16 protein-coding genes and 1 pseudogene are annotated in these 26,058 nt (G+C 43.3%); 5 read left to right on the forward strand and 12 right to left on the reverse strand.

Annotated features, from left to right (window positions below; translation table 11 throughout):
- Nucleotides 1-25: 25 nt before the first annotated feature.
- From V7K15_RS03620 to V7K15_RS03650, 7 genes and pseudogenes are all read right to left on the reverse strand, one after another.
- A complete protein-coding gene (locus V7K15_RS03620; protein WP_334903092.1) occupies nucleotides 26-1,147 on the reverse strand; it encodes a hybrid sensor histidine kinase/response regulator in 1,122 nt (373 codons plus the stop codon).
- Entirely contained in the window at nucleotides 1,132-4,644 is a 3,513-nt protein-coding gene (locus tag V7K15_RS03625) for a GAF domain-containing protein (RefSeq protein ID WP_334903094.1), read from the reverse strand. Before V7K15_RS03625 ends, V7K15_RS03620 begins: the two co-directional genes overlap by 16 nt.
- A 321-nt stretch (nucleotides 4,645-4,965) precedes the next feature.
- Complete coding sequence (locus V7K15_RS03630) at nucleotides 4,966-6,678, reverse strand: diflavin flavoprotein (RefSeq protein WP_334903216.1); 1,713 nt, start codon at nucleotides 6,676-6,678, stop codon at nucleotides 4,966-4,968.
- A gap of 151 nt (nucleotides 6,679-6,829) precedes the next feature.
- Entirely contained in the window at nucleotides 6,830-8,569 is a 1,740-nt protein-coding gene (locus tag V7K15_RS03635; protein WP_334903096.1) for a diflavin flavoprotein, read from the reverse strand.
- Between the two features lie 547 nt (nucleotides 8,570-9,116).
- Nucleotides 9,117-10,715: a protein kinase domain-containing protein gene (locus V7K15_RS03640; protein ID WP_334903097.1), complete on the reverse strand. Its 1,599-nt coding sequence runs from the start codon at nucleotides 10,713-10,715 to the stop codon at nucleotides 9,117-9,119.
- Nucleotides 10,716-11,073: 358 nt separating this feature from the next.
- A complete protein-coding gene (locus tag V7K15_RS03645) occupies nucleotides 11,074-11,712 on the reverse strand; it encodes a restriction endonuclease subunit R (RefSeq protein ID WP_334903099.1) in 639 nt (212 codons plus the stop codon).
- Nucleotides 11,713-11,772: 60 nt separating this feature from the next.
- Nucleotides 11,773-11,868 (reverse strand): annotated as a pseudogene (locus tag V7K15_RS03650) (DUF433 domain-containing protein); the annotation flags it as partial.
- Nucleotides 11,869-12,201: 333 nt separating this feature from the next.
- Between V7K15_RS03650 and smc the strand changes: the two are divergent.
- The gene (smc, locus tag V7K15_RS03655) at nucleotides 12,202-15,867 is read left to right on the forward strand and encodes a chromosome segregation protein SMC (RefSeq protein WP_334903101.1); all 3,666 of its coding nucleotides are present in this window, start codon (nucleotides 12,202-12,204) and stop codon (nucleotides 15,865-15,867) included.
- 199 nt (nucleotides 15,868-16,066) lie between these two features.
- On the forward strand, nucleotides 16,067-17,062 hold the full coding sequence (locus V7K15_RS03660) for a PRC-barrel domain-containing protein (RefSeq protein WP_334903103.1): 996 nt from the start codon (nucleotides 16,067-16,069) through the stop codon (nucleotides 17,060-17,062).
- 385 nt (nucleotides 17,063-17,447) lie between these two features.
- Here the strand turns inward: V7K15_RS03660 and V7K15_RS03665 are convergent, their stop codons facing one another.
- Complete coding sequence (locus V7K15_RS03665; RefSeq protein ID WP_334903104.1) at nucleotides 17,448-17,795, reverse strand: hypothetical protein; 348 nt, start codon at nucleotides 17,793-17,795, stop codon at nucleotides 17,448-17,450.
- A 389-nt stretch (nucleotides 17,796-18,184) separates the two neighbouring features.
- On the opposite strand from V7K15_RS03665, the gene V7K15_RS03670 reads away from it, so the two are divergent.
- A complete protein-coding gene (locus V7K15_RS03670) occupies nucleotides 18,185-19,909 on the forward strand; it encodes an ABC transporter ATP-binding protein (RefSeq protein ID WP_334903106.1) in 1,725 nt (574 codons plus the stop codon).
- A 444-nt stretch (nucleotides 19,910-20,353) separates the two neighbouring features.
- Here V7K15_RS03670 and V7K15_RS03675 read toward each other — a convergent pair whose 3' ends face one another.
- Nucleotides 20,354-21,811, reverse strand: a complete 1,458-nt coding sequence (locus V7K15_RS03675; RefSeq protein WP_334903107.1) for a protein adenylyltransferase SelO — start codon at nucleotides 21,809-21,811, stop codon at nucleotides 20,354-20,356.
- Nucleotides 21,812-21,933: 122 nt separating this feature from the next.
- Between V7K15_RS03675 and V7K15_RS03680 the strand changes: the two genes are divergently transcribed.
- On the forward strand, nucleotides 21,934-22,617 hold the full coding sequence (locus V7K15_RS03680; protein ID WP_334903109.1) for an SMI1/KNR4 family protein: 684 nt from the start codon (nucleotides 21,934-21,936) through the stop codon (nucleotides 22,615-22,617).
- Between the two features lie 25 nt (nucleotides 22,618-22,642).
- Here V7K15_RS03680 and V7K15_RS03685 read toward each other — a convergent pair whose 3' ends face one another.
- Together V7K15_RS03685 and V7K15_RS03690 are read right to left on the reverse strand one after the other, a co-directional pair.
- Entirely contained in the window at nucleotides 22,643-23,098 is a 456-nt protein-coding gene (locus tag V7K15_RS03685; protein ID WP_334903111.1) for a hypothetical protein, read from the reverse strand.
- Nucleotides 23,099-23,737: 639 nt separating this feature from the next.
- Nucleotides 23,738-24,313 (reverse strand): GNAT family N-acetyltransferase, encoded by a 576-nt coding sequence (locus V7K15_RS03690; RefSeq protein ID WP_334903113.1) that lies wholly within the window; start codon nucleotides 24,311-24,313, stop codon nucleotides 23,738-23,740.
- Nucleotides 24,314-24,610: 297 nt separating this feature from the next.
- Between V7K15_RS03690 and bioB the strand changes: the two genes are divergently transcribed.
- Complete coding sequence (gene bioB, locus V7K15_RS03695; protein WP_334903115.1) at nucleotides 24,611-25,618, forward strand: biotin synthase BioB; 1,008 nt, start codon at nucleotides 24,611-24,613, stop codon at nucleotides 25,616-25,618.
- Between the two features lie 153 nt (nucleotides 25,619-25,771).
- On the opposite strand, the gene petL is transcribed toward bioB, so the two are convergent.
- Entirely contained in the window at nucleotides 25,772-25,867 is a 96-nt protein-coding gene (petL, locus tag V7K15_RS03700) for a cytochrome b6-f complex subunit PetL (RefSeq protein WP_292798544.1), read from the reverse strand.
- Between the last annotated feature and the right edge of the window lie 191 nt (nucleotides 25,868-26,058).

Genomic DNA, 26,058 nt, shown 5'->3' on the forward strand with positions numbered 1-26,058 from the left:
AGACAACCTAGTAGATAACTAAAATTTACAAGCGTGCCATTCCAATATGTACCGTTGTTTCTTGCTGATAGACACTTGAAATTGAGAACTGCCCACCACAACGTTCGACGATTTTTTGCACAAGCTTTAAGCCCATGCCTGTGCCCTGCTGTTCGTAGGTTTTGCGTTCAAACTGCATGAAAGCACCGATTTTAGATATCTGTTCTTCTGTCATGCCCCATCCGAAATCATGGACGGAGATATTTAGCATTCCTGCCACCACCTGACTACTGATCTTAATTGCTGTCCCACTCTGGGAGAATTTGAGCGCATTACCAACTAATTCATGGAGGATAATCGCTAGATATCGATCCGATATTGACACATCAGCCTCCTCAATTGCAAATATGAAATCTTTGCTGCGATTAACACTTTCAGCATGAGATTGCAAAGCCGCTTCAATCGCTGCCATTGAAAAGTGAGTTGACTGAGGTTTGATGTTTGACTGCTGATGTGTTGATAACTCTAGTTCTAAATAGATCAAAAATTGTTTGGTTAATTTTTCTAGGCGACGGGCGGATTGATCTGCCATGCCTAAAAGTTCACGGATTTCGGCACTATCCATGTCGTCAATATCTTCGATGAGTAGGCTGATGGTTCCGACAATGCCATTTAGTGGTGTATTCAGTTCATGGGGTAAACTAGAAACCAAGTTGCCGCGTAGTTGATTCAGTGTGCTTTCCAAGACTTTGATGGTACTTAGTTGGATATTCGATAAAGTTTGGATGTTATCGTACTGTTGCTTAATTCTGAGCATTGAATGAATGCGTGCCCGCAATTCGACAGCATTGACGGGTTTACTAATGAAGTCGTCTGCACCTGATTTCAGGCAGTGAGCCAGGTCTTCTTTGGCGCTGAGAGCCGTCACCATGATGATGGGAACTGGCTGCCATTGCGGCATGGCTTTAATTTGCTGGCACACTTCTATCCCATCCATTCCCGGCATCATCAGGTCTAGCAAAATCACATCTGGCTGAAATAGGTTGAGGGATGCGATCGCCTCTTGACCACTGACAGCATAGTGCAGCTGATAATTTTGCTTACTTAAGAGGGTTTCAATCACATCAAAGTTATCCGGTTGATCGTCAATTACTAAAATAGAGGGCATATTCGTTTGTTAGCCTTTGTTGCAATTAAAAGCTGTTGAATAGTGGTGGCCAGTTGCTTGAGTTTCACGGGTTTAGTTAGGTACTCGTTGGCTCCTGCTTCTAAACAGCGATCGCGATCGCCCGTCATCGCTAACGCCGTCAGGGCAAGGATCGGAATCTCAATCAAGTTAGGATCGAGGCGAATCTGTCTCATTGCCTCTAAACCGTCCATTCCCGACATTTGGATATCCATCAAAATCAAGTCAGGCTGGTGAATTCTGGCCAAGTCGATTGCTTGTTGACCATTTGTTGCTAACAGAATGTGATAGCCCTTGGCACCAAGGTAGCTAGAAACAGTACTGATATTGGCTTCGTTATCTTCTACTAGCAAGATCAAGGGGACATAGTTTGCGCTTTCCTTGGCAGGAGGGAAATCCAGTTTGAGAATAGCGGCGGGTTGATTACCTGCCGTCAATTCCGGCGAGAAGGGAGAACCGGGAGTACAGGGTAGCTCAATCGTAAAGCAACTGCCCACATTCAGTTCACTGGTTAGCCCCACCTTACCGCCGTGGAGTTCGACAATTCGCTTCACCAATGCCAGTCCCAAGCCTGTACCCGGATATTGACGGTTCAGGGCGCTATCGATTTGGATGAAGGGCTGAAATAGTTGTTTGATATTCTCTGGCGAGATGCCGATGCCTGTATCGTTCACGGCAATTTTCAGGAAGTGTTGCAAGGAGGAATCGGTAGTGGTGATGTCGGGGGAAAGTTGAACAACTTCTAGGGTAATGCGTCCCCCCTCTGAGGTGAATTTCACCGCATTGTTAAGCAGGTTAATTAACACTTGCCGAATGCGTAGTTCATCCACGAGCAGGTCAGGTAGATTCAGCTGAAGTTTGATTTCAACCTTAATCCGTTTTTGGAATGCCTGCTGTTTGATAAACGCCAGACTGGATTGACACAGATCAGCGACTGAAACTGAGGTGCAGTCCAGTTTAATCTGTCCAGCTTCAATTGTTGCCACATCAAGGATGTCGTTGATCAACTCCAGCAAATGAGAGCCGCTGCCCTCAATGATTTGCAAGGCTTTGAGTTGTTGCTCGTTGACGATGCCAAAAACTTCCTCTTGTAGCCCTTCGGTCATGCCCAAAATGGCATTGAGGGGGGTGCGAAGTTCGTGGCTCATGTTCGCCAGAAATTCGTCCTTGAGGCGGGTGGCGCGGGCGATTTCTTGGTTAGAAATTGCCAGTTGTTGATTGCTCTCGGTTAGCTTTGCCTCTGCCTGCTGTCCTTTTGCGAGTTCTTGCTGTAATTGCTCAAAAAGACTCGCTTGCTGAATGGCGATCGCCAACTGGTTGGCAATTTGTCCCAGGAGTTGCGCTTCGGAGTCTTTCCACACTCGTTTTTCTCGGCAGGCATGGACAACCAAAACCCCCCAGAGCTTGTTAGTTTTCCAGGGGGCAACCCAGCGATGGGTTTCGCTGCCTCGCACGTCTTGTAAAATCGGTGCGATAATTTTGGACTGGATTTGACCAAGGATTGAGTATTCCACCAGGCAATTCGTCCAAATATCCTTCATCACATCGGGGACAATGCGGGGCTTCCCCTGCCAGTAGCAATCGAGAATTTCTGGAGACCAGATTTCGTCATCCCAGTGGCGGTCTTTGAGGGCGGGGAACTCACCTGATAAGGCTTCTTCGACAATTTGACTTCTGCCGTCAGCAAAGATTTGGAACACGATGACGCGATCGCTCTGCATCACGTCTTTGACCTGCTGAGTCACCGTTGCCAGGATCTCGTTGATATCTAGCGACTGGCGAATTTTTTGGATAATCGCCCCCAAAGCTTGTTGTCGTCGCAGTTCCAGGGCAATTCTGGCTTCGGCTTGCTGCCGCACCAACAGTTCCGACTGGATTTGCTCGTAGAGATTCGCTTGTTGAATGGCGATCGCCAACTGGTTGGCAAGTTGTAGGGTAAAGTCAATTTCAGACTGCTGCCAATGGCGGGTTGTCGCACACTGATGGATGCACAGCAAGCCCCATAATTTATTACCGCAGAGGAACGGCATAATCAGATTGGCACGCACCTGAAACTGAGCCAACATGTCAGTGTGGCAGGTTGTCATCCCACCGTTATAAATATCATCGACAACATAAGACCTACCCAAGGCATACAGCGATGAATAGTTTTCGCCAAAGCAGTGGTCGTGTACCCGAATCGCCACCACTGAGGAAAACCCTTCTACAGCTGATTCAGCCACAAATTCGCCGTCATCAAAGTTGGATTCAGGATCAAATTTGAAAATGCACACCCGATCGGCCTGAATCACTGAGCGGATTTCCTGGCAAGCGATGTCGAAAATGGTCTGGAGGTCTAGGGATTGACGAATCTTCTGGGTGATTTCTCGCAGCAGTTGTTCTCGTTCGACCTGTTGGCGAATGGTTTTCTGGGCTTGTTTGCGTTCGCTAATATTAAAGTTGACCCCAACCATGCTCTGGGGATTGCCCTGAGCATTTCGCACCACCACCCCATAGGCTTTAATAAAGTGAATACTTCCATCGGGATGCATGACCCGAAACTCGGTATCGTATTCTGCCTGTCCTAAAACGGCTTGCTGGATCAATGTTTCGGCAAAGGTGCGGTCATCGGGATGTAGCCTGTTTGCCCAAATGTCGTAGAACACAGGGGAATCAGATTGTTTCGTGACACCATACAGTTCGTACATCCGCTCATCCCAAAGGATGGTGTTTTGTAAAATGTCCCAGTCCCAACAGCCGATCGCCCCAGATTTGAAGGACAAGGCAAGGCGCTGCGATAGTTTATCGAGTTGGGCTTGGGCTTGTTTGCACTGGGTAATGTCCCGAAAGATGCCCCGCGTGGCGATCGCCTGTTCATCTTCAAACTGACAATTGATATTCCCCTCGACGCTGATTTCTTTGCCATCTTTGGTCAGGAATCTGATTTCGATATCTAAACTGAGTGCGCCAGTAAATAGGCTTTGGATCGCTGTCTGGAAATATACAAGGTCATTGGGATGGATAACCTGGAAAATGGACAACTGCTCCAGATCAGTATCGTTGTATCCCAAGGTTTCTTTCCATGCCCGATTTACAAATAAAATCCGACCGTCGGGCGAAACGCTTTGGATCAAATCGCTCACGTTGTCGAAGAGATCCCGCAGTTGTGCCTCTCGCGCTTGTAGTTCTTGAGTGTGCTGTTTTAGCTTCACTTCCAAGTCCTGATTCAAGCGATGTACTGGATTATTTGCTACTTGACACTGTAATTCTGCGGCTGCCCCAACTGCAAATACCTGGAGGATGGCGATCGCTTCGGCCTCTTTTAGCTTCAACGGGTTCAGGGCTTGCAGCAATCTAGTTTGGGTGATGATGCCCAATAATTTACCCTGTTTTCTCGTCACCGCTAACCTGGAGACCCTACTAACGCTGTATCTTACCATGAGTTGGGCGATCGCTAACTTCAGTTCTGATGGGGTGAGAGTTGTTGCGCGGTTAAACATTGATCTAAAAGCATTTATTCTTTATTGTTCCCATTAGCACTACACAAGTTGTTTAAACCGCAAAATTCTTAAACGTTGAAAGCGTTGGGGTTTTGGGCAGATCACAATAATCTGCTCAGAAAATTAAGATTTACATATTGACAAAAAAACTGGGATAGGCAACTTGCCCATCCCAGAATAAAAATTTTCTGATAAACACGACTTACGCACTGAAAACTTGAAAGCTTGATCCCCCCTAGCCCTGCTTAAAAAGGAGGGAATCTTAAAGAGCCAACTTTTTAAGGGGGTTGGAGGATCTCTTCTGCGTAAGTCCTATATCTACTAATAATGAGTGCCAGTTTTGCGATGGTTAATGGCAGTCACAGCATCAGGTTTGAGTAATTTACCTTCGTCTACAGTTGCATACACAACCCAGTGATCGCCACATTCCATACGTTCCTTGACTGAGCATTCCAGATATGCTAAAGCGTCGGTAAGGATGGTACAGCCGTTATCTGCAACTGCTGTACTAAAGTTGGCAAATCGATCTTCCCCAGGTGCGAAAGATTTACGGAAATGCTTCATGTAATCTTGATGATTGCCTTCAGGTAAGATATTTAAGGCAAACTTACCGCCTGGATACATCAAAGATTCGATCGCTCGGTCTTTAGCGATCGCAACGGTGAGTCCAGGTGGGTTGAAGGTAGCTTGAGAAACCCAAGCGCCTAACATTCCGGTGGACACTTCTCCTTGTTTGGCTGTGACCACGCAGACGGAACCAACGATCCGACCAACAGCTTGTTCTACTGGAGTAGCGGCTTGTTGTGGTACGCGTACCTTTTTAGCCTTTTTCAAACTCTGGGCAAAGTCTGTACCTACTTCTTCACAGAACTTAAGAGTGACATCATCAGGTTTAAACTTCACCTTCAGGGTGTCAAAACCAAAGCGATATCCAGCATCCCGGAGTTTACCTTCTATTAAGTCAAAAGCTTCGCCACTCCAGCCATAGGAACCAAAAACCCCAGCGAGTTTGCTGTTGTCACCGCTTGATAAGACAATACCTAAAGCAGTATGAATGGGAGTTGGCGCATGACCACCAATGGTAGGAGAACCGATGATAAAACCCTCTGACTGTGCGAGGCTAGTCCGAATTTCATCAGGGGTGGCAAATTCGCAGTTAATCGATTTGACTGCAACTCCACCTTTGGTTAGTCCCAGAGCGATCGCTTGTGCTAAAGTCCCCGTATTACCGTAAGCTGAGGCATAAAGTAGGGCAACGGAAATCTCGCGATCGTTGTGAGCGCGGCTCCATTCTCCATAAGCTTTAGTAAGCTCGATTAAGCTGGTGCGTACTAAGGGACCATGACCCACAGCATACATTCTCACCTGCAAATCTGATATTTTCTCTAAAGCTGATTCTACATGAGGAGTTTGGGGAGCCATTAGGCAGTTAAAGTAGTAACGCTGGTCTTCTTTGAGCGCTTCCCAGTTATCATCAAACACTTCATCACCACAAAGATGAGTTGCAAATAACTTATCTGTGTAGAGAATTTGAGTTTGCTGATCGTAGGTACAAAGTCCTTCCGGCCAACGTGGACTGGGAGTGGGGAGGAATTTTAAAACATGACCTTTGCCTAAATCCAGAGTTTCTTTCCCCCGCATCACCAAGACTTTTAAATCATGCTCTAAAAAAGCAGCACGCAAATTATTCGCACCGGGAAGAGAACAGACAAAAGTTACCTGTGGTGCCAGTTCTAAAATTGCTTTGAGGGTTGCAACTCGATTGGGATTAAAATGACCCAGGATTATATAATCCAAACGTCGCAAATCTAAAGTCTGGCGCAATGCCTCTAAATAAATTTCAGTAAAGCTTTCTGGCGGTGGATCAATAAGTGCGGTTTTATCAGCTTCAATTAAATAGCAATTGGAGGTAGTACCTCTTTCAAGTGCGTATTCAATTTCAAACCGCAGACGTGACCAACTACGTGCTCTAAGAGTCTTGGTATTTGTAGCAATTGGTAAAACTTGTACGTCGCGTGGCTTGGAATTGGTCATAGATGTTAAATAAAGTTTGGGAATTGGGCATTGGGCATTGGGCATTGGGAATTGGGCATTGGGCATTGAGCATTGCGAATAGGAAGACGAGGGGAACAAGGAGAATAGTCCATACCCCATGCCCCGTGCTCAATGCCCCATGCCCAATCTATTAGTAGTAATTACCCACTTTCCGATGACGAACAGCTGTTAGTCCGTCGTTTTTGGAGACACGACCTTCTTGGACTGTGCAATATAAAATCCAGTGGTCGCTGCATTCCATGCTGCTCTGTATTTCACATTCCATATATGCCAGAGCATCAGTTAAAATCGGAGAACCGTTTTTCGCAGTTTGAGTTTTCACTCCCGCAAAGCGGTCAGCACCGGGATGCAAGCGCTTAAGAAAGTGCTTTTTCAATTCTTGATAATTGCTTTCTTCCAAAACGTTGAGGACGAAGCGATCGCCTACTTGCATTAAGGAATCAATGGCGCGGTCTTTAGCAACGGCAATTGTCAATCCTAATGGTTGCAAACTCGCTTGCGTTACCCAGGACGCCAGCATTGCACTTGACATATTTCCTTTTTTAGTGGTGACTATATACAGTCCACTACTAATCCGTCCCAGCGCCTTTTCCATGTTGACGTCGAGGGACTTGATTTGCTTGATGTTGCGATCGCGCACTAGCAATTGTCCGAAATCTTTACCTGCTTCTTCACACAACTGGAATGTGGATGCAGTGGGAGCTTCTCTAATCCGAATCGCGGGAAAAGCTTCTTTGATGCCAGAGTCGAGAAATTTTCTGCGGAGTGTATCAACGGGTTCATCATCCCCACCGTAACATTCAAACAGCCCAACCATTTGCTTGTTCTTGGCAACAGCTAGCACCGAACTGATACTAGCTTGGGCGGCGGCGGCGGAAGTCGGCGGCATACCGATAATGATCCCAGCTGCTCTCCCAGCTAGTTCTTGAATTTCTTGGCTCTGGGCAGTACTCAGATCCAATACTTCTACCCCAACCCCGGTTTTCAGTATACCTTCGGCAATTGCATGACCAAGGCGTTCGCCATACCCGTAATCTGAGACAAAAAACAAGCCGATGGTGGTTTCTGCTTTAGCTTGTTTTTGGCTCCAATTTTCGTAGCAACCGGTTAGAACGTCTAGATGGTGGTATAATAATGGGCCGTGACCGTTAGCGATAATATTAATCTTCCCTAGATCACCCATCCGCTTCATCGCATTCAGCAGCGAACGAGAGTTAGGTCCCATCAAGCAGTCGTAGTAAAATCTAAAGTCAGCTTCGATCGCTTCTAAATCTTCATCGAAGGTGCGATCGTCACAAAAGTGCATCCCAAAAGCATCACAGGTGTAAAGAATTTGGGTTTTGCGGTCAAAGCTAAAGATTGTATCCGGCCAGTGCAGGTTAGGCGCACTCACGAATTCCATTTCGTGTCCTTTACCTATATCGATGCGATCGCCAGTTTTGACAACGCGCTTAGAAAAAGGATCGTGTACTAAGCCTTCCAAAAACTGAAGTGCAACTTTTGAGGCTAAGACAGTGGCTCTAGGAGCTAATCGCAGGACATCTTCTACTAAGCCGCTATGGTCTGGCTCTGTGTGACTAACAATTATGTAATCAATTGTTTTGGGGTTGACAAGACCTTTTAGAGTCTCTAAATACAGATCGCGAAACTTCTGGTGAGAAGTATCAATCAAAACTGTTAGTTCGCCCCTAATTAGATATGAATTGTAGGTTGTACCGTTTTGCAGTCCGAATTCGATATCGAAGCGATCGCGGTCCCAATCAAGAGAGCGAATCGCCGTTGTGTTAGGGGCAATTTCTACAGTTTGTATAGTTAACCGATGTTGAACGTTCTCTGCGTGGGCATTGCCTGTCGTAGACATCGCTACCATTATTCGTCTCCGAGCGCAAATTAACAGGTTTTTCTTCTGCCCCCATTCTCCCTATTATTATTTGTTTTAGTTGTAATGAATGTCAGTTTTTAACAAATTTAACTTGTATCAATTATTGCTGTTTTTTAGCAAAAAATATGAATCAATAAATCTACTAAATATTAATTTATTCCCAGAGATTTACTGAGTATTTAATTTTGCTATTTATCTGTTTTTATCCTAATTCAAAAATATCATGTTTATCACGTTATTTGACGATAAAAACTTAAAAATTAAATTTCTTTGGAGTTCATACCAGTTTTCAATTAACTTAGGATTTACGCGCGAGTTACGGAATAACTAACCGCAGAGGCGCAGAGAAGCCAGTGTGTTGCGGTGATGAAAAGGATTTGCCCTCAACCCCTTCTCCCAGATTTGGGAGAAGGGGAGCCAGAATTTCAAAATCCCTCTCCCAGGTATGGGAGAGGGATTTAGCGTGAGGGCAAAAACTACGCTTATAAACTTAGATGAGGTTTATTTAATAATCAAGATTGATTCTAGGAGATAACTATTTGGTATCACTAACAATCCATCGGCTATTTTCGGCATCCCATAAAAGGAAAAAGTATACAGAACCAGGAATTACTTTTCCACTGTTCATGAAGTATTTTATTTTAGCATTTACTGTAGCTGTTTGTGCAGTTGCTTCTACCAAACTAACTTGTTCAATATCTACGTTTTTAACCTTTCCCCCCCACCAGTCAATATATGAAAGATAGCCATCTGGATTCCGGCGTTTATTATTTTGATAGCTAGGAGAGAGTTGATTCCATCCCGTTTGAAAATCACGTTTATTAATAGTCTCAAAATAATTTTGCACAGCTTGTTCTGGTGTTATTCTATCGATTTGAGGCTGTGTTGAAGAAGGTAGTTGAGCAGATTGGGTGGGACTAGGAACGTTATTGCTAAGAACTTGCGATCGCACAGGTGATACTTCTTGATCCTGTGGTTCTTTACTTGCGGTAGGTTCTGGAGTGATAGAAACTGGGGATTGTAGAGGCGTCGGCGTATCTTGCACTTGATCGTGGGTTGGGGAAGATTCAGATAAAACGCTTGACTGTAGCACTGGTTGAGGCGATTTAGTAAGGGCAAAACCAATGATTATAGAACCACCAATCAAACTACCTACAATCAGACTGGGGAGAAATATTTCTCTGTGTCCACTATTTTGATGAGCAGGTTGATAGGAAGGCGCTGGGCTGACAGAAATTGTCTTTTGAAGTGTTGCAGAAGGTGAAGTTATTGCTGGTGGTTGGATATAAGCTACTTTAGGTGAGAAGGTTCCTGCACCAAATTGCAAGACTTTTAGCATTTCTTTAGCAGTGGCAAAGCGATCGCGTGGATGGTAGGCGATCGCCCGATCTATCACTGCTATCATTGTTTGACTCACACTCAGAGCGTGTTTGTGCCAGACAATTTCCCCGGTAGATGGATCTGTTTCTAATTCTTGTGGCTGTTTCCCCGTGAGGAGATAAATTGCTGTGATTCCTAAACTATATAAATCACTAGAATAAATTGGTCTACCTGCTGCTTGTTCACTTGGCATATATCCAGGCGTACCAATCACAATCGAACTCGTAGGATTTCCTTGGGAATTCACCACTGTTCCCATCGTTTCGCGGATTGCGCCAAAATCAATCAGCACTGGCTTGCGATCGCGATGACGCAAAATGATATTATCTGGCTTGATATCTCGATGGATAATCCGCTGATTGTGTACGTATTCTATTACTGATAATAAACTTACTAATATTTCTTTTACCGCACTTTCACTTAATGAGCCTTGCTCTTGAACTTTTTTAGTTAAGGTATCACCTTCAATCCACTCTTGAACTAAGTAGAATTGACCATTTAGCTGGAAGTAAGCATACAAGCTGGGTATCTGTTTAGTTGCGCCGCCCAACTGTTCTAAAATTGCCGCTTCCCGCTTGAATCTCTCTTGCACCAACTGGTAAATCTGAGGATTATTTTGAATCGGTCTAAGCTGTTTAATTACACAACGGCGGTTAGAAGGCATTTGGGTATCTTCTGCCAAGAAAGTCTCACCAAATCCGCCACTTTCTAAAGTCTGAATTACTCGATAGCGGTTGTTTAGCAGTGTTTGCATAAATTAGCGCTGGTAAAGACAAGGGGATTTTGTGGTCTTGTCCCATTTACTTACTCTGCAATTAAGTTTTTTCGTTAGCAGCAGTCTAAACATTACTGAGTTAATTTTGCTAATATTTACTATATTATGTGTAAAATAACTACCATTTAAATCAGTGTAAATAACCATAATAAAATTCTTTTAAATATTTAATTCAGCGTAGTAATACTGAAAGTTAAGGGGAAATACTCTTACAATAAATGATAATGAACTGATAGCGATCGCTTTGCCCGCACTTCTCTACGAGACGCTGCGCGAACGGCAAGCTCAGTGACCGCCGCAGGCATCGCTTCAAGTACTCAATTCGGAGATAGTTGAACTACAATTGGCAGATTGATTTGAATACTTGCAACAATTCGATTGAAGATTCAGAGCGAGTTATATCTAGTTTTGGCAATAATTGATAAATGGGAGGATTTCCTTGCTGTAAATAGACAAACTGGTAATCCATACCATTAGTAGTCACACCCCAAACTGATGTTTGATTTTCTAGACTTTTGTAGGCATAGGTGAGCAATTGTGGCAAGCCTTCCGAAGCATTAAAACTACTATTTTTAGATTCAATTACTAGTATCCAAAAAGGCGTAGTTACTATTCTTTCTTGAGTCTTACTAACAGCTAAAATATCCATCCGTCCTTTGATATTCGTATCTTCATCTTCAACTGAGATGTTAGCAATATTTTCTTCTAAAGTAATCTTAATACTAGAATTATAAAAACCGGCTAACTTCATTAATGGTGCAAGACAAAGGAATTTTATTTGTCCTTCGGAGATTTTACCCTCTGAGTAGTATTCACGGAATATATTACGGATAACCTGTAATTCTTGTTGCTCAAATTCTGTGAGATTTTCTAACGATAGCAGTGATGTAAATGAGTCATTTAACTGTTCTGTCAATTTCAGAAGGCTTTGAACATCTTTAAGTCTGAGATTGCTTGCGTCTAAAGTAGTAGTCATCAATTTACTCCTTTATAACCTTTATAAGAATAACTATACAAGATTATAAGTATTATCGCTGATGAAATCATAGAGTATGGTTTCAATTCCTACTCTTGTACCTTTGAGTCGAATATCATCAGGACGCTGAAAGTCGAAGTAATCTTCTATTTGCATAATTTAGCTGATTATTTATTTACCCCTAAAATCATCTTACATACTTGTAAAATACTCTTGCAATAAATGGTAATGAACTAATAGCGATCGCTTTGCCAACGCCAAATTGTTGAATCAGTTTTCCAGTTAGTTATCTAAAATAAGACTGGAATAAGTTTATTTGTTGTTAAATCTAGCAGTATTGGGGTTCAGAGAAAACCACAATTCTCCTTCCCCCCTCTGCGTTCTCTGCGCCTCTGCGGTTAAATAATCCGGAATTACCCCCCCTACCCTCTTGCGAATTTCTAATTAGTTGATACACTTGTTCTTCATTAGCCCAATGAACCAGCGCCTATGGTGCATATCAAGCGCGTGGAACTTACGAACTTCAAATCCTTCGGTGGCACTACCTCAGTCCCTTTGCTACCGGGGTGCACTGTCATATCTGGGCCAAATGGTTCGGGTAAATCTAATATTTTAGATGCGCTGCTATTTTGCCTCGGACTTTCCAGTTCTAAGGGAATGCGAGCCGATCGCTTGCCGGATTTGGTAAATAACACCCAAACGGCTAAAGGACGGGCTTCTATTGAGGCTAGCGTCACGGTGACATTTGATTTGTCAGATGAAATCTCACACAAAGACACAAAGGCACTCAGGGAGCAAGCAGAGGAAGTAGGGGAAACAGAAGAAGCAGAGGAAGAAAATCTAAAATCCAAAATCGTTCGACTGAGCGAAGCCGAAGTCCAAAATCCAAAATCGGGAGAGTGGAGTGTCACTAGAAGGCTGCGAGTCACTCACCAAGGGACTTACACATCGAATTACTATATCAATGCTGTACCTTGTACGCTGACGGAATTGCATGAGCAACTAAGTAACTTGCGGGTTTATCCTGAAGGCTATAACGTGGTGCTGCAAGGGGATGTCACCAGCATTATCTCGATGAATACGCGGGAACGTCGAGAAATTATTGATGAATTGGCTGGGGTGGCGGCGTTCGATCGCAAAATTGTCCAAGCTAAATCAACTTTAGATGAGGTGAAGGAAAAAGAAGATAGCTGTCGGATTATTGAGACGGAATTAACTGCACAGCGCGATCGCCTTTCCCAAGATCGGGCGAAAGCTGAGAAATATCAAAAGCTTCGCACAGAATTTCTGGCTAAACAATCGTGGGAAGCTGTTTTATCATGGCGATCGCTACAAGCACAACAAGAAAAGTTAGTTCACGAAATTCAAAGTGGCGATCGCAATTCTACTGAACTCACTACCCAACTCACAAACCTAAATTCCGAAATCGTTCAAAAAACTGCTGAACTGGAACAACTCAATGCCCATGTGAAAGCGTTGGGAGAAGACGAACTTTTAGCGGTACAATCTACCCTCGCCACCCAAGAAGCAGAACGTAAACAACTCCAGCGTCAGCTAACGGAATTAGAAACAGCTTCCCAAGAAACCGCCAAACGTCTGCTTCAAACTCACCAAGAGATTCAAAAACACCGTCATTCCCTAGAAGAAATTGCCGAAACCCAAATTGTAGAGACGCGATTCATCGCGTCTTCACAACAACAAAGAAACGAAGCGCATCAAGCCTTAGAAACCTCCCGCGAAGCAGCCGCAGAAATTGCCTCGGCTTCGGAAGCGTGGGTGCAGCAACAAACGGCATTCAACCGTCAAATTGAAACTTTGCTGCAAACTCTGGAACCGCAACGCACCGAACAAGCACAACTCAGGGAACGCAATCACCAGTTACAGCAGTTGATCCAAGAGCAAACTCAGTTAATTGAACGTGACGAACCACTATTAGCAGAAAAACAAGCTGAATGTAATCAAGTTGAAACGGAATTTAACACCTCTAGCGAACCCATCCAAAATTTAGCCCAAAATCTTTCAGCTACAGAACAAGAATTGCAAATCCAACAGGAAACCCAAAAGCGACTTTTGCTAGAACAACGGGAAAAACAACGCCAATTGGATAAAATAGAGGCGCAAGCGCAAGCACAGCAAGAAGTTCAAGGAACCCAAGCTAGTAAAGTCATTTTACAATCGGGAATGCCTGGACTTTGTGGCTTAGTTGTGCAGTTGGGAAGGGTGGAAGCCCGTCATCAGTTAGCTTTGGAAATGTCTGCTGGTGGACGTTTGGGACATATTGTAGTTGAAGATGACAGCATCGCCGCAGCCGGAATTGAACTGCTTAAACAGAAACGTGCTGGGAGGGCGACTTTTTTACCACTGAATAAAATTCACGCTCCCAAATTTACTCAAGATGCAACGCTGCGTTTTGCTAACGGTTTCGTTAACTATGCTGTTAATTTAGTCGATTGCGATCGCCGTTACAAAGATGTATTCAGCTATGTTTTCGGTAACACGGTAGTATTTGCCAACCTTGAGGCGGCGCGAAAAAACTTAGGATTGTATCGCATCGTCACCTTAGATGGGGAACTTCTAGAAACTAGCGGTGCAATGACTGGTGGTAGTAACACTCAGCGTTCGGCGTTGCGGTTTGGGAATGCGGAAGCGGCGGAATCTGAGGAAGCGATCGCTTTGAGAAGTCGTTTGGTGGATATTGAGCGGGTTTTAGAGCGTTGTACTGAGGCGATCGCAACTTTATCAACCAGAACCAAAAAACTCACCCAAGAACTCACAGAAGCGCGTCAGGCGCGGCGCGAACAGCAGTTGCAATTAGAACAGTTGCAGAAAGATATTAAGAGTTTAACAGCGCAACTAGAGGGGACGCGATCGCAACTCTCCCAAAATAATCAAAAGTTAGCCACGGCTCAATCCCGATTGGAAATTTTAGAGCGGGAATTACCGGGACAAGAAAATCAGTTGCAACAATTGCGACACGGTTTAGCCGAGTTGGAAGCTTCCCAAACTCCCAGCGAATGGCAACAAATTCAGGCGACAATTAAAATTCAAGAGCAACAATTGCAACAACGGGAGACAGCATTACGGGAAGTGGAACAAAGATTAAAAAATTTGGAAAATCAGCAACAACGTTTGCAAGAAAAAATCCAAGAAGCAGAGACACGAATCACAGAATACGAAACCCAACAAATCTCTTGTAGAGACGCGATTCATCGCGTCTTTTCACAAATCACAACGATAGACAACCAAATCACCCAAACCCGCGCGACGCTGAGTCAATTGGAACAAAATTTAGGAGAAGAGAAACAAAAACGCGACGCGAGAGAACAGGAAGTGCGATCGCATCTTTTACGCCAACAACAATTGCAATGGGAAATCGAAAAACTCCAAGAAACCCAACAGAAGCGGCGAGAGGAATTAGTTGCATTACAAAACCAGTTGCGGGATGTCGGAGGAGAATTACCAAATCCCTTGCCGGAAGTTCCAAATCAGGTAGACTTAGAAGAATTGCAGAAAGAATTGCGATCCCTTACCAAACGTTTACAGGCAATGGAACCTGTGAATATGCTGGCGCTGGAAGAATACGAGCGCACCCAAAACCGCCTCCAGGAACTCACGCAGAAGTTGCAAACTTTAGAAGGCGAACGCACCGAACTACTTTTGCGGATTGAGAATTTTACCACATTGCGGCAACTTGCCTTTAAAGAAGCTTTCGATGCTGTCAATGAAAACTTTCAATCGATTTTTGCGATTCTTTCAGACGGCGACGGCTATTTACAACTCGAAAATCCCGAAGATCCCTTTACCAGTGGACTGAACTTAGTCGCGCACCCCAAAGGCAAACCTGTACAACGCTTATCTTCCATGTCTGGCGGAGAAAAATCACTCACAGCTTTAAGCTTTATCTTTGCCCTGCAACGCTATCGCCCATCGCCATTTTACGCCTTTGACGAAGTAGATATGTTTTTGGATGGGGCAAACGTAGAACGATTAGCTAGAATGATTAAACAACAGTCACAACAAGCGCAATTTATAGTTGTAAGTTTGCGTCGTCCGATGATAGAATCAGCCGAACGCACAATTGGCGTTACTCAAGCACGAGGAGCTTACACTCAAGTTTTGGGGATTAAGTTACAATCATCCAATACATCTGCTTGAATTTTTGTTAATAATAGTGTATAGATAAACCACGCCATGCGCGACTTTCTCTCAAACGTAACCCCCAACCCCTTCCTTAAAAAGGTTGGGGAGCAAAAGTCAAAGCCTCTCTCCCTGTGGGGGAGCGGTTTGGAGAGGGGTGACAAGAATAAGTTGCACATCGCGTTAAACCGGATTCGAGATCAGGACTCGGTATAGAATGACCTCTGAACAGATAATTAGGCGTTCCGACATATTAAATACCCAGGTGATTACCCGCGACAACGGTAAGCGGCTAGGCATCATCAGTCAAGTCTGGGTTGATATTGATCAACGAGAGGTTGTGGCTCTTGGTTTGCGAGACAGCCTGATCTCTATTTCGGGCATACCGCGCTATATGTACCTCAACAACGTCAACCAGATTGGTGATGTCATCCTGGTTGATAACGAAGATGTAATTGAAGATATCGAAGTTGAATCTCTCAGTAATCTGATTAGCTGGGAAGTAATTACAGAAACAGGTGAAGTATTAGGCAAAGTTCGGGGCTTCAAGTTCAACGCCGAAACCGGGAAGCTTAACTCCATAGTTATTGCTTCTTTAGGATTACCCCAAATTCCCGATCAATTTCTGAGTACTTACGAGTTCTCAGTAGATGAAATTGTCAGTACTGGCCCCAATCGGTTGATTGTCTTTGAGGGAGCCGAAGAACGGGTGAACCAGTTGACAGTGGGTTTATTAGAGCGCCTGGGTATCGGCAAAGCACCGTGGGAGCGCGATACAGAGGAAGAATACGGCTATACTCCACCACGCCAAGTTGCACCAGGTAATCAACTGCCTGCGGGAGTGCCATTACAGCCATCCAAGCAAAAAGTTCGCGCCCCCCAACCCGTAGCGCGGGAAGAGGAATGGAATGAAGACTATGTGGAAGAAGAAAGGCCACAGCGTCAGGTAATGAAGGCGCGGCAGTATGAATCTATTCAATACGAAGAAGACGAGGAAGAAGATAACTGGAGTGAGGCTACGGGTAACGACAGGTATCAACAACCGGAACCGCTAAAATATGAAGCCCAGCCCATCAGTAAGCCATACGTTGATGAATACGATGATTATGACGACGTAGAGGGCGATGCTTGGGAAGATGCGCCGAAGCCGGTGAATATTCCTAAGAAGGTTAAGGAAAGACAGCCAGAATACGAAGAAGAAGGCGGATATTAACTAATTAGTAATGACGCTCTCTGCGAGAGGCTACGCCAACGCGGACTCGCTACCGCTACGCTAACGTAATTCAACCGGAAAATTACGAGGTATTTTAAGATTAATTCAGCCCTCTCCTGACTTACAAGGAGGGGGCTAATTTTTTATAACGCAGTAGAGTGTGTTAGCGACAGCATAACGCCCTGTCTAAACTAGAGGGTAATTTGAGTAAAATTATCTTGTTGCTTGATCTGTAGTAAGCTTTCTGCTACGAGCGAAATAAATGATTACTTAGGAACGTAGATTAAATAAAATCGAAAACTTCATCCTGCCTCTAGCTTCCCTCTCCAATATATCGGAGAGGGATTGAGGGTGAGGTAAGCCAGGGACATAAATTGTATCTTATTTAATTTTTAAGCAATTGTTCTAAAATTCTCTCCAACCTTTCTACAGCAGCATTAGTTGAGACTTGATTATCTCGTAATTCAAGTATTACCCCGTCTAATACTGCATTTCGGGCTTTTGTAGTCTCGATAAAATCATCTGTTTTATCGGCGAATCTATCAATTTTTTCACCCATAGATTGAACAGTTAGAGCTAATCCATCAAGCTGTCTTTGAGTCAAGTCTTGGCGTTCAACAAGTCGATCTAGCCTACTGTTGGATGATTCGGCATAACTAGCTGTAGACACTAGTAATTGTTTTACAGTTTCTAGTTCATTTTCAACATTGTCTAATCGCTGTGTATTGGTCATTTTAATGATAGTCTTAATATTGATTGCTGACTACAGAGCGAATCTCAAATATATTACCCACATCGTAATATATTTGGTGTATGACTATTATATAATCATGTACTCGACTACTCACTATTACAGCATTTCCGAAATTTGTAGCTTTTTTAAACGCAGAGGGGCGCTGAGTTTTGCTTCGCTATGAACTGATAAAATTCTGTACTATGTCTTTGATGGTCGAAAGCCAACCCTGAGACACCTCTGGACAACACGCTGCTTCGCTTTTACAGTAGCTCTTGATATCCTGATTCAGCAACGCCATTTTTGGGAACTAATTAGTTAACTGTTCAGAAACTCACCAAAAACTGATAGCGTCAAACAAAGGAGAATATCATTGTGGACGTTACAGCTTGAAAACGCGCTCTAATTACTGGCTACTGCTGCCTTATATCCAACTCCAATGGCAAACGATCGCCAAGGGAATTGTCGGTATCTTGGGATACGTATTGGCAACATTAGTGTTGATCAATATCGCTGGGAAGTTGGCAACTCCCTTTGCCCAAGGTAATGTAGTAGCGATCGCTCAAATAACTGGCAGTTGTGCCTTAGTCTTTCTTGTCAGAGGCTTGTTTCAGTCTATACAAGATATGTATATGGCGAAAGCTGCTTTAAGAGTTGCTTTTAATCTCCGCCAGCAAGTCTACGCCCATCTCCAAAAGCTAAATCTCAGCTATTTTGAAACGGCAAAAGCAGGTGACTTATCTTACCGCCTCACCGAAGATGTTGACCGTGTTGGCGAAGTGGTAAATAAAGGGTTTCACGACTTTATCCCCTGCATTTTGCAGTTGGTAGCAATTCCGATTTACATGATTTACCTGAATTGGCAACTGACATTAGCAACAGTGATTGTTGCACCTCTGATGGGTATTTTAGTAGGTTGGTTTGGTGAACGGTTACGCAAGTATTCCTTAAAAAGTCAAAATCGCGTGTCGGGTTTATCAGCCATCCTCTCAGAAGTTTTCAATGGTATTCGTTTGGTACAGGCTTTTGCTGCCGAAAATTACGAAATCGCCCGCTTTGGACATGAAGCAGAACGCAGTCTTAAAGCAAAATATTCAGCCGAACGCCTGAAAGCGATTCAGATTCCGATCATCGGATTTCTGGAAGCCTTAAGTGGGTTATCGTTACTGATTGTGGGAACGTGGCAAATTTCCCAAAATAACTTGACAGTGGCGAATTTTTTCAGTTATCTGGCGGCGGCAGCGCTGTTAATTGATCCCATTGGTCATACTACTAACAACTACAACGAATTTAAGCAGGGTGAAGCATCTGTTGACCGCGTTTTTGAATTGATAGCTATCCAGCCGACGGTGATCGAAAAAACAAATGCGATCGCTTTACCACCAGTCAAGGGCAAAGTAGAATATCGTCATATCTCCTTCGCCTATAAACCAGGTAAACCTGTATTAAAAGATATCAGTTTATTAGTATCGCCAGGTGAAGCGATCGCTCTTGTGGGTGCTTCTGGTGCTGGTAAAACCACATTTGTCAATCTCCTCCCGCGTTTTTACGATCCCGAAGTTGGCCAAATCTTCATTGACGGTGTTGATATTCGAGATGTCAAACTGCATAGTCTGCGGCGACAAATTGGGATTGTTCCTCAAGAAACCATCATGTTTTCGGGGACAATTGCTCAAAATATCGCTTTTGGACAAGATGTTTTTGAGATGGCAGCAGTTAAAGAGGCGGCGAAAATTGCTAACGCCCATCAGTTTATTAGCCAACTACCAGAAGGTTATCAGACTTGGGTGGGTGAGCGTGGGGTAAACTTATCTGGTGGACAAAGACAAAGAATTGCGATCGCTCGTGCTGTTCTGCTCAATCCCCAAATTTTGATTCTGGATGAGGCGACATCAGCCTTAGATTCCCAGTCAGAAGCACTGGTACAGGAAGCGCTGGAAAGATTGATGGAAAAACGGACAGTATTTATTATTGCTCACCGTTTATCGACAGTTAGAAGGTGCGATCGTATTTTAGTTATCGAACAGGGACAAATTGTCGAATCGGGAACCCATGAAGAATTATTAGCCCTAGAGCGTCGCTATGCGCGGTCTTATGCCCAGCAATTTAGTTAATGAGAAAAGGGAGTGGGGAATCTCACTTCTTTACTCAGGGCAGCCACATCTAAAGTAGTCTTGACTATGATGCCGATAAGTATCATCGCAACAGAAAACCGAGTTAAGCTTAAAAGCCTTATTAGATGGGCACTAAAGTAAACTTGTAATGTAGATAAAGAAATGCTGAAAGAGTTAGAAGCCTGGGCTGTTCAAGTTAAGTAGGTTGGGTTGAGGAACGTAGCTTGCTTCCCGCAGGGTAACCCAACATTATCAACCATTTGTAGGGTTTCGCAATTGCTCAACCCTACCTACTATTTTTATTAACCCAAGCGTATTGGTTTATAGTTGTTTGTAGAGACGTTGCATTGCAACGTCTCTTATTAGATTATTCTTCGTGTCAATTACAGCAGATATAATCTCAATCAGTCTGTCGCTATCAAAAAGAAAATAGCTGTTATTTTACTATTTTCTAGACTGAATTGCCTTGATTAACTCATAAAAAGGTTGCCAATTATCTTCCTGAGCAATTGCTTCCCAAATAGATTCAATCAAGGGTCTTAATAATACCGTTTTGGGATTATGAACAGCTAGAGTTTGAGCAATTACACCAATGCGATCGCTATCAAAATCATTCAAAATTTGATGATACAGTATACACCAATCATCAAAAATTGCTGATGCACCCGGTACTGGTACAATATCGGAACCATTCATTACAAAACCTGGTTCATCTCGCCATTTAGATGAAAAAGTGCGAGCCATCTCATAAAAGAATTGGTGATAACCAACTTGGCTCACTTTCAAAAATTCAATCGTTAGATTCAAGAGTTCTTGAGCTTGTGGATGTACTAACTCCACAAAACCTAACTTTTTCAACATCAAAGAACTGTATTCAGCTTCATAATATTCACCAAACCTAGCTAATGCAACCTCCATTTCGCCTTTATCTATAATCGCCTTCAAAGCTTCCTGGAGCAGTTCTAAATTCAACTGGCAAATAATTGGTTGATTACCGTAACAGTAGCGTCCAGAATAGTCAAAATATGCAGCTATAAAGTATGGCTCATAAGTCGGGATAAATGCGTAAGGGCCATAATCAAAACTCTCTCCGGTAATCGACATATTGTCAGTATTCAGAACTCCATGACAAAAGCCAGCCGCCATCCACTGCGCTGCTAGTTCTGCAACCCGTTTAACTAATTCGGCGTAAAACAGGGCATATTTATCTTCTTCAGTACTTAAGTCTCGATAATACTGCTCAATTACGTGGTCTAACAGCTTCTTAGTTAAATCTGGACGCTGGAAATAGTGCAGTCGCTCAAAAGTGCCAAACCGTATATGAGAACTGCTCATTCTGACCATCACAGCTGAACGCGTAGGCGAAGGTTCATCGCCCCGCCAGAGGGGTACACCTGTTTCAATCATCGTCAGACAGCGCGAAGTACGTACACCCAAGTAGTGCAGTGCTTCCGCAGCCAGAACTTCCCGCATTCCACCTTTGAGCGTCAGCATACCATCGCCACCACGGGAGTAGGGCGTCCTCCCAGAACCTTTTGTGCCAAAATCGTACAATTCGCCATCATTGGCGCGTACTTGCCCGTAGAGAAAGCCTCTACCATCACCCAATTGTCCGTTATATTCACCAAATTGATAGCCGTGGTAACGCAGTGCTAACAAGGGTTTGCGCCCCTGAAATTTACCAAAAGCTGTGATGAAATCTTCGTCTTTGACTACTTGGGGGTCGAGACCGAAACGGGGTAATAGTTCATCGTTACGCCAACGCAGGATGTGTTGGGCAAATTCCGCCCCTGCAACCTCATCGTAGTAGTCACCGCCTAGAGATTCTAAGGCGCTTTCGTAGTTGAGGGTGAGAAAAGGATTGCTAGAATTCTTGTAGTTTGGAGGTTCAGCCAGAGTCATTACGAGCAAAGCTTAATTCATTCTTCCCTTAATACTACCTCTGGCTTCAGCATCAGCATAAACGCAAAAAGCGACCCATATCTAAAATATGGTAGCGCCACCATCAAAATCTGGAGCGGATAATGGATAAAGTTTTGCAATTAAAGAAAAAGTTGAGTCAATTAGCTCTTTTAGACGCTACATTTCAGGTTTTTGGTTCAGAATCACACGAATATCAACTTAAACCTTGCTTGAGTAACAAAGAGATTCAAGTGTTTGAATGCACACACAATATTACGTTACCAAGTGAATATCGAGACTTTCTCTTAGAAGTTGGTAATGGTGGTACTGGCCCAGGATACGGCTTATCTGGTCTGTTGGTAATTGAGTATGAAGATATCATTCCAGAAAAATTATACCAAGAGAACTACGAAATTCTCTCTAAACCATTTCCTTTAACCGAAGCATGGAATGATTTAGATTTGATTGTTAAGAATAATACCGATTTTGTTGCCAACAATGATGCTTACTTCAACGATAAGTTTATCCAAGGTACTCTCACCATTACAAATTATGGTTGTGGAATTTATGCGCTGTTAGTCATTACCGGGGAGCAGTCAGGAAAAATCTGGATAGATGACCGTACTAATGATAATGGGATATATCCTGCAACTTTAAGTTTTTGTCATGCTTTCCATGACATTAATCCTGATGATTTTCATTTTCATCAAGATAGCGAGGAGGAGCAGCCGTTGAGTTTTTATGATTGGTATGAAGACTGGCTCAACCGCAGTTTAGATCAAACCCGCCAGTCTTCGGAAACTTAACCTTAATTAAATAAAACTGAGCTTTTTATTTTTTAATTGGTTGTGATGTTGCTGGAGTAACTGCTGTTGGATTTGATGTTGTTTGTGATGCCTGTGAAGATATAATTTTTTTCACTTGCAGATTATAAGCTTGCAAAATTGCTTGAACTTGTTTCTGTTGATCTGGATTCAGATCCAAAGATGTTAACACTTTTCTGATTCTCTGACGAGATTGTAGTGCCGCCTTAAATTTAGTATCTTGGGACGGGTTTAATAGAGTCTCAATATCCTTATCTCTTTGCTGGCGAGCCAGTTGGATTTGTAGGCGCTGTTGCTTTGTGAGTTTGATTGACTGATGTGATACAGGACTAGTCTGAGTTTTTAAGGCTGGTGTAATGGCGGGATTTGGAACTGGTGCTGCCAAGGCAAGTCCGTGTAAGATAGTAGCAAAAGCGAAGATGGTAGAAAAGACAGATAAGCGCTTTATAGAATTAATGGACATTTAGAAAAACTCCTCAAGCATTTAATAAAATTGCACACATTGGCTCAACTAAACTTTGATGACTGAGCCAAGTAGGGAATAAATATTACTATTGCATTTGCTTGTGGAGTTGTTGTGTATTTATTATGAATTTACTATGAATTTATAGATGTTCACAACTGAATATATCTAATTCATTCAAACTCAGATATTGTCCCATTATTAATCACTCAGGTTAGGTTAAGGTGCATAGTCTTTAAAGATCCCCCTTAGTCCCCCTTAAAAAGGGGGAGATAGAGCAATTCTTAGCCCAATACGCTTGGGTTAAGGCTAAAACTCTGTTGTCAAAGTCAATTTTTTTAACGAACCGCATTCTCTGCGAGAGGCTTCCGCCAACGCGCAGCGTCTCGTAGAGAAGGACGCAAAGGAAGAGAAGGAAGAGAAGGAAGAGAAGGAAGAAATGCTTAACTGAACTGTATTGATTCATCGCCCCCTTTTTAAGGGGGTTGGGGGGATCAAGTTTTATCCGAACCGTATTGCCATTATTAATAGCTGTAGTGTAAGCAGCATTCACAAATAGCAATTTATCAATAAGAAAATTCCGAAATAGGGATAGTTTGAAAGAAAATAAATATTCTTGACAATTATACTCAGCTATTTTTAAAATTTAGGTGCTTGCCAATTAGGATTGATCAGACTTGTCATAATATGATCTTCCCATTGCCCATTAATTAACAAATACTCTCTAGCATATCCTTCAATCACAAAACCGAGCCTTTTGAGTACATTGCCACTGCGCCGATTGTGAGGCATATAATTAGCCATAACCCGATGAAAATTTAACTCTTGAAATAGATATTTAGTCGCAGCTTTTAGCCCTTCTGTCATATATCCTTTACCTTGTTTCTTTTCAGCAAGGCTATATCCCACATAGCAAAAATGAGCGGCTCCTCGGACAAAATTACTAAAATTCACAGTTCCAATAATTACAGTGGGATTTTTTTTGGCAAAAATAAATAGTTTTAATGATTGCCCATTGAGAAATTCCAGAAAACTATTTTCTATGTGATACTGCCAATATTCTTCAGTGAAAAAACCATCAGCCCAAACAGGGTAGAATGGAGTGAGATAAGTTTTATTATCAGTGAAGTATTTCAGAATTTGGGGTACATCTTCATGGATCGACGCTCGTAATAATAGGCGATCGCTTGTAATTAGTGGCAGTTCTGATATCATAAATTACTTAATATACGGCATTTCTTCCCACAACATTCTCGCTAATTTTGTAAATTCTCTCATACCTGCGGTTTAGCAGCAGTGAAGTGAGTATTTTTGCTCTTAATCTGCCATTGAAGCAAAATCTTGATAAGCTGATGTCTAATATCTACAGCGCAAGGATTGAGAGCCAATGGGTGATAAAGCACAGTGTGCGGCATAATTTCGATAAAATCGCTTTGCCCAAACGCTGTACCGCAGGAGATTCAACCAAAAGACAGCTCTTGATTAACCTCAGTCTACAAGAAGGATAGTGATGTGGTGGGAATACGCTACGATTGGCAGGAATTAGAGATTCAGGCGATATACAACACGCCATTGCTAGAGCTGATTTATCAAGCTGCTAGCGTGCATCGTCAATATCATGACTCAACAAAAATACAAGTTTGTAAGCTCATATCTATTAAAACGGGAGGTTGTCCAGAAGATTGTAGCTACTGTGCCCAATCTTCCCGCTATAAAACAGAGGTAAAGGCGCAAGCACTCCTAGAAAAGGAAACGGTAGTTAATATCGCCCAGAAAGCGAAAGAAACTGGTGTTAGTCGCATCTGTATGGGTGCTGCTTGGCGAGAAGTGCGGGATAACTCACAATTCGAGGAAGTCCTGGAAATGGTCAAGGATGTAACCGCAATGGGTTTAGAAGTGTGCTGCACTCTGGGGATGTTGACGGCAAATCAGGCCAGGAAATTAGCAGAAGCGGGACTTTATGCCTACAACCATAACTTAGATACCTCACAGGAATATTACAGCACAATTATTACCACCAGGACATATAGCGATCGCTTGAACACAATTGAAAATGTCCGTCAGACAAATGTAACTGTATGTTCCGGTGGTATCCTGGGTTTGGGCGAAACTGTCGATGACCGTGTTGGGATGTTACAAACTTTAGCAAACTTACATCCGCATCCTGAGTCTGTGCCAATTAACATTCTCTCGCAAGTAGTGGGTACACCCTTAGAAAATCAGCCTGATGTCCCCATCTGGGATATTGTGCGGATGATTGCCACAGCCAGAATTTTAATGCCAGCTTCCGATGTGCGTCTTAGTGCCGGTAGGGCTAGACTTTCTCAAGTAGAACAAGCTTTCTGTTTTATGGCAGGAGCCAATTCTATCTTTTCCAGCGACGACAACAAGATGTTGACGGTAACAACTCCCTGTCCAGATTACGATACTGACCGAGAAATGCTGAATTTACTTGGTTTAGGAATGCGTCCACCTTCCCAAAGACAGGAGAAGGTAGCAAGTCCGGCTGTAGTAGGATAAATATCTTTTGTGGGATGGGTGTCTCACCCGTCCTTAGTAAACTGAGGGCAGGCAAGACTTCCCTGCGGGACGCTACGCGTAGCTTGCTTCCCCGGAGGGTTACGGCGTGAGCGCTCAGTCGAACGCTGCCCGCCCCACAAGAAAGAGTCTTGGTTAAATTATTTTGGCAGTCCGCAGACCGAACAGCAGAGCGACAGATAAGCCAAAGAACAAAGCTAAAAAGCCGATGTAAGCTAAAATTGCAAACATTTATGTTTCTCCACAATACTTTCTAAATCTATTGAATCATTAGTTGTTGAGTATTGGGCATTGGGCATTGGGCATTGGTTGTTTCTCATTGATCTCCTTGATCCCCCACCCTGCGGGAAGCTAAAGCTACATCCCCTACTCCCCACTCCCAGATTGCGATACAATACAGCCCACGGGCGCTTCTTTGGGGT

The sequence above is a fragment of the Nostoc sp. genome (genome assembly GCF_036919815.1).
In the GTDB taxonomy this organism is placed as follows: Bacteria; Cyanobacteriota; Cyanobacteriia; order Cyanobacteriales; family Nostocaceae; genus Nostoc.

What these genes read in the sequence shown, in the direction of transcription:
- V7K15_RS03685 (WP_334903111.1), bottom strand. Translation starts at nt 23,098, where the DNA reads ATGTCCATTAATTCTATAAAGCGCTTATCTGTCTTTTCTACCATCTTC.
- V7K15_RS03665 (WP_334903104.1), bottom strand. Translation starts at nt 17,795, where the DNA reads ATGACCAATACACAGCGATTAGACAATGTTGAAAATGAACTAGAAACT.
- V7K15_RS03620 (WP_334903092.1), bottom strand. Translation starts at nt 1,147, where the DNA reads ATGCCCTCTATTTTAGTAATTGACGATCAACCGGATAACTTTGATGTG.
- V7K15_RS03645 (WP_334903099.1), bottom strand. Translation starts at nt 11,712, where the DNA reads ATGACTACTACTTTAGACGCAAGCAATCTCAGACTTAAAGATGTTCAA.
- V7K15_RS03680 (WP_334903109.1), top strand. Translation starts at nt 21,934, where the DNA reads ATGGATAAAGTTTTGCAATTAAAGAAAAAGTTGAGTCAATTAGCTCTT.
- V7K15_RS03675 (WP_334903107.1), bottom strand. Translation starts at nt 21,811, where the DNA reads ATGACTCTGGCTGAACCTCCAAACTACAAGAATTCTAGCAATCCTTTT.
- V7K15_RS03690 (WP_334903113.1), bottom strand. Translation starts at nt 24,313, where the DNA reads ATGATATCAGAACTGCCACTAATTACAAGCGATCGCCTATTATTACGA.
- V7K15_RS03640 (WP_334903097.1), bottom strand. Translation starts at nt 10,715, where the DNA reads ATGCAAACACTGCTAAACAACCGCTATCGAGTAATTCAGACTTTAGAA.
- V7K15_RS03630 (WP_334903216.1), bottom strand. Translation starts at nt 6,678, where the DNA reads ATGACCAATTCCAAGCCACGCGACGTACAAGTTTTACCAATTGCTACA.
- petL (WP_292798544.1), bottom strand. Translation starts at nt 25,867, where the DNA reads ATGTTTGCAATTTTAGCTTACATCGGCTTTTTAGCTTTGTTCTTTGGC.
- V7K15_RS03625 (WP_334903094.1), bottom strand. Translation starts at nt 4,644, where the DNA reads ATGTTTAACCGCGCAACAACTCTCACCCCATCAGAACTGAAGTTAGCG.
- smc (WP_334903101.1), top strand. Translation starts at nt 12,202, where the DNA reads ATGGTGCATATCAAGCGCGTGGAACTTACGAACTTCAAATCCTTCGGT.
- V7K15_RS03635 (WP_334903096.1), bottom strand. Translation starts at nt 8,569, where the DNA reads ATGGTAGCGATGTCTACGACAGGCAATGCCCACGCAGAGAACGTTCAA.
- V7K15_RS03660 (WP_334903103.1), top strand. Translation starts at nt 16,067, where the DNA reads ATGACCTCTGAACAGATAATTAGGCGTTCCGACATATTAAATACCCAG.